This window comes from Halomonas sp., assembly GCF_041689495.1.
Taxonomy (GTDB): Bacteria; Pseudomonadota; Gammaproteobacteria; order Pseudomonadales; family Halomonadaceae; genus Halomonas.
On sequence record NZ_JBDNGD010000259.1, the window covers coordinates 1 to 4,734 of the forward strand.

The 4,734-nt window shown below is 65.7% G+C and carries 4 protein-coding genes; all 4 read right to left on the minus strand.

Annotated elements, in window-relative coordinates; all coding sequences use genetic code 11:
- Window positions 1-392 (minus strand): heme-binding protein (locus tag ACESMD_RS09105; RefSeq protein WP_372612427.1); only part of this gene is annotated, 392 nt, incomplete at its 3' end.
- A gap of 32 nt (window positions 393-424) precedes the next feature.
- A complete protein-coding gene (gene glcF, locus ACESMD_RS09110; protein WP_372612429.1) occupies window positions 425-1,711 on the minus strand; it encodes a glycolate oxidase subunit GlcF in 1,287 nt (428 codons plus the stop codon).
- A gap of 1 nt (window position 1,712) precedes the next feature.
- Window positions 1,713-2,804 carry a glycolate oxidase subunit GlcE gene (gene glcE / locus ACESMD_RS09115; RefSeq protein WP_372612431.1) on the minus strand — a complete coding sequence of 364 codons (1,092 nt, stop codon included), beginning with the start codon at window positions 2,802-2,804 and terminating at the stop codon, window positions 1,713-1,715.
- Window positions 2,805-2,821: 17 nt separating this feature from the next.
- A complete protein-coding gene (gene glcD, locus ACESMD_RS09120; RefSeq protein ID WP_372612433.1) occupies window positions 2,822-4,321 on the minus strand; it encodes a glycolate oxidase subunit GlcD in 1,500 nt (499 codons plus the stop codon).
- Window positions 4,322-4,734 lie beyond the last annotated feature (413 nt).

Sequence of the window (4,734 nt, forward strand, 5' to 3'; positions counted from 1 at the left end):
GCGGCGACACCGGCCTTGGCGACTTGCACGTCCTGGTCCGGCTTGACGCCGGAGATGCCCACGGTTCCGGCTACCTGCCCATCGATCAGCACGGGTACGCCACCGGCGAGCATGGAATCCATCGGTGCCGAGAGGAAGGCGGTGCGGCCGTTGTTGATCATCTCCTCGAAGAGTTGCGTCTCGCGGGCGCCGAAGGCGGAGGTGCGTGCCTTCTGGGTGGCCGCATCGATGCTGAACAGCGGGGCCTTGTCCAGGCGACGCAGGGCGAGCAGGTGGCCACCGTCGTCGGCGACGGCGATGGTGACCGCCCAGTTGTTGGCCTCGGCTTCCTGCTGGGCGGCGTCGAGGATGGTGTTGACCTCGGCGAGTGTCAGGACGGGTTTGGTATTCATGCATGTCTCCTTGGGAGTGAAATTGTCTCGGGTCAAGGGCGTGGAGCGGCCGGCGGATTGGCGCTGGCAGGCAGAAGCGCCTCGTCGACGATCTCGATCCAGTGGCGCACGGGGGTGCGGCCAGCACCGGCCAGGTGGGTCTGGCAGCCGATGTTGGCGGTGACGATCACCTCGGGATTGCCGGCTTCCAGGGCGTCGAGCTTGTTGTCGCGCAACTGAGTGGCGAGTTCGGGCTGGGTGACGGAGTAGGTGCCCGCCGAGCCGCAACAGAGGTGACCATCCTGAACCGGGGTGAGCGAGAAGCCGAGCCGTCTCAGGATGTCTTCGACGGCACCGTTCAGCTTCTGGGCGTGCTGCAGGGTACAGGGACAGTGGAACGCTAGTTTGCGCTCATCCTCATCCTCGATCTCGAGGGCGTCGAGATCCTCCTCGCGCATGACCTCCACCAGGTCCTTGGCCAGTTCGCTGATGCGCCGGGCCTTTTCCGCGTAGTCGGGGTCATCGGCGAGCATCTCGCCGTATTGCTTGACGAAGGCACCACAGCCGCTGGCGGTCTGCACGATGGCCTCGACCCCGGCCTCGCCCTCTTTCTCGATATGGGGCCACCAGGCGTCGATATTGGCGCGAATCCGGTTGCGGCCATCCTCCTGGGCATTGAGGTGATAATCGATGGCGCCACAGCAGCCGGCGTCCGGGGCCGGTGTCAGGCCGATATCCAGGCGGTCCAGTACGCGGGCGGTGGCGGCATTGGTGTTGGGTGACAGGCTCGGCTGGACGCAGCCCTCCAGGATCAACATCTGGCGAGTATGACACTTGCCTGCGGGCCGCGTGCCGGCATCCGCCGGCGCCGGCGGCATCTTGCTCTTGAGGCTGCCAGGCACCAGCGGCTTGAAGGTGGTGCCCAGCGCCAGCAGCGCCTTGAAGCGCTTGGGGTCGACCAGTGCCTTGCGCAGCCCGTAGCGCAGCGCGCGTTCCGGTAGGCTTCTCGGCACTCGGCGCTCGATCTCGGCACGGCCGATATCCAGCAGCTTGTGGTATTCCACGCCGGAAGGGCAGGTGGTTTCGCAGTTGAGGCAGGTCAGGCAGCGATCCAGGTGTAACCGTGTTTCCTCGGTGACCTGGGTGTCGTCTTCCGGGCTCTCGAGCATCTCCTTCATTAGGTAGATGCGCCCGCGAGGGCCGTCGCGCTCGTCGCCCAGCAACTGGTAGGTGGGGCAGGTGGCATTGCAGAAGCCGCAATGCACGCAGCTGCGCAAGACGCGGTCGGCCTCGCGGATATGTGGCTTCTTGAGGTCTTCCTCGGTGAAGTGCGTCTGCATGTCAGAGCTCCGCGTAGAGTCGGCCCGGATTGAAGATCCCCCTGGGATCCAGCTCGGCCTTCAGCCGGTGATGATACTTCGCTACTACCGGGGCCAGCGGGGTGAAGGGCTCGGCTGCACCAGGCGTCAGGCAGGTCGCATGACCCTCGGCGCGGGCGCAGGCCTCGCGCAGGGTGCTGGCATCGAGCTCGCTTCTCAGCCAGCGCTGGGTTCCGCCCCAGTCATAGAGGATGTCACCTTCCTCGAGGCCAGCCAGGGAGAGCTGCGGGGTATTGTGGGGCAGCGAGAGCCGCCAGAGGGGTCGCGGATCCTCCCGGCGGAAGACGTCCAACCGGTGCTCGCGCAGGTCCTCCCAGAACCCGGCCTCGAGATCCTCGCCACCCAGCCGCTGTCGGGTTGCCGCGACGGAACTCGGCCCACCCTCGAGACGCAGATGCAGGTGGCCGGCATACCAGGCGACGGCACTGATCGGTAGGGGCTGCCTGCCCCATTCGGCGAGGCGCGTCAGGGCCTGGTCCAGGGGGAGTTCCAGGCGCAGGCTCTGGGTGGCGGCGGGTCTCGGCAGGACCTTCAGCGAGACCTCGGTGACCAGCCCCAGTGTGCCCTGGGCGCCCACCATCAGGCGCGAGAGGTCATAGCCGGCAACGTTCTTCATGACCTCGCCACCGAAACGCTGCTCGAGGCCCTGGTGGTTGATCACCCGGGTCCCCAGCACGAAATCGCGCACGCTGCCGGCCCAGGGACGTCTCGGCCCGGAAAGGCCGGTGGCCACCATGCCGCCGACAGTGGCGCTGTCACCGAAATGCGGGGATTCACAGGCCAGCATCTGGCCCTGCTCGGCCAGGGCGGCCTCGAGCTCGGCGAGGGGGGTTCCGGTTCGGACCGAGACGATCAGCTCGACGGGATCATAGGTGGTGATATCGCGATGCCCGGTGGTGGAGAGCGCCTTGCCGTGGACATCGCGACCATGGAAGCGCTTGGTCTCGCCGCCGACGATGCGCAAGGGGGTGCCCTCGGCGTCGGCCTGGCGGATACGCTCGGTCAGCGCCTGGCTGTCGTCATGATCCCCGGGAGGCGTTGCGGTGTTGGACATGATCGTTTCCTGGCTCCTCAGAAGCGCGGCAGGTCGGGATGCGGCAACTGGTTGTTGTGCACGTGCATGGCGCCGAACTCGGCGCAGCGCGCGAGTGTCGGGATGTTCTTGCCCGGGTTGAGCAGTCGCTCGGGATCGAAGGCGGCCTTCACGGCATGGAAGGTCGTCAACTCGCCGGGATTGAACTGGGCACACATCTGGTTGATCTTCTCGCGGCCGACGCCGTGTTCGCCGGTGATGCTGCCACCGGCTTCCACGCAGAGCTCGAGGATCTTTCCGCCCAGCGCCTCGGCCTGGTCGAGTTCGCCCGGCTGGTTGGCATCGAAGAGGATCAGGGGATGCATGTTGCCGTCGCCGGCATGAAAGACGTTGGCGACCCTCAGGCCATATTCATCCGAGAGATCGGCGATGCCCTTGAGCACCCGGGGAAGCTCGCGGCGCGGAATGCTACCGTCCATGCAGTAGTAGTCCGGCGACATGCGGCCCACGGCGGGGAAGGCGTTCTTGCGGCCGGCCCAGAACTTCGCGCGTTCGGCATCGTCGCGGGCCTGCTGGATGCCGGTGGCGCCTGCCGCCTCGAGCACGCGGCGCACCATGACGCAGTCATCGTCGACATCGGCTTCCACGCCGTCGAGTTCACAGAGCAGGATCGCTTCGGCCTGGACCGGGTAGCCGGCCTTGACGAAATCCTCGGCAGCCTGGATGGCGAGCTTGTCCATCATCTCCAGGCCACCGGGGATGATGCCCGCGGCGATGATGTCACCCACGGCGCGTCCGGCCTTCTCCACGTCATCGAAGCTGGCCATCAGCACCTTGGCGGTCTCGGGCTTGGGCAGCAGCTTGACGGTGATTTCAGTGACCACGCCGAGCATGCCCTCGGAGCCGGTGAACAGCGCCAGCAGATCGAAGCCCGGAGCGTCGAGAGATTCGGCGCCCAGGGTCATGCGCTCGCCCTCGATGGTCAGTACCTCGACCTTGATGACGTTGTGCACGGTTAGGCCGTACTTGAGGCAATGCACGCCGCCGGCGTTCTCGGCCACGTTGCCGCCGATGGAGCAGGCGATCTGCGAGGACGGGTCCGGTGCGTAGTAGAGGCCGTAGGGGGAGGCGGCCTCGGAGATCGCGAGGTTACGCACCCCCGGTTGTACGCGGGCGATGCGGGCGTCGGGATCCACGTCGAGAATGCGGTTGAAGCGCGACATGACCAGCAATACGCCCTGTTCCAGCGGCAGCGCGCCGCCCGAGAGACCGGTGCCGGCACCCCGGGTGACCACCGGGACGCCTAGCGCCCGGCAGCGCTTGAGCAGGGTCTCCACCTGATCGAGCGTCTCGGGCAGCGCCACCAGCATCGGCAGAACTCGATAGGCGGCGAGGCCATCGCACTCGAAGGGGCGCAGGTCCTCCTCGCGATGCAGCAGAGTCAGGTCGGGGACCGCCTGCTGGAGATCGGCCAGGACCTCGCCCTTGTCGTTTTGTGGCAGTTCGCCATCGAGCTTGGCGTCATAGAGGATATTCATGGTGACTCCCCATCCCTTCAGGCAGATAGCGTTGAGTGACATCTCAACACCTCTGGGAGTTGGACAGCAATCCGTGCAGTTCGTGTGCCTTTGACCCGTCGGATCTGTCTTGCCTGTATTGGAAAAATTTTCCATATTTTACACGCCAGGACGCCGGATAACCAGCCGACTCTATCCTTGGCCGGTATGAGCATCGTCCCTGCGAATCGGCCTCCACCGGCACCTGGCGCCGATGTCGGTGTGGAGGCGGTTCGGGCCTCAGGAAGAAGCCACGCCGGGAAGGGTATCGTCGGCGTGCTCATCGGACAGGGAGGCGATTTCCAGCTTGTTGCAGAGGTGGTTGCGCAGGATCTGTCCCAGTTGCTTGCCGTCACGCTTCTTGAGGGCCGAGATCATGTTTTCGTGGTCATTGA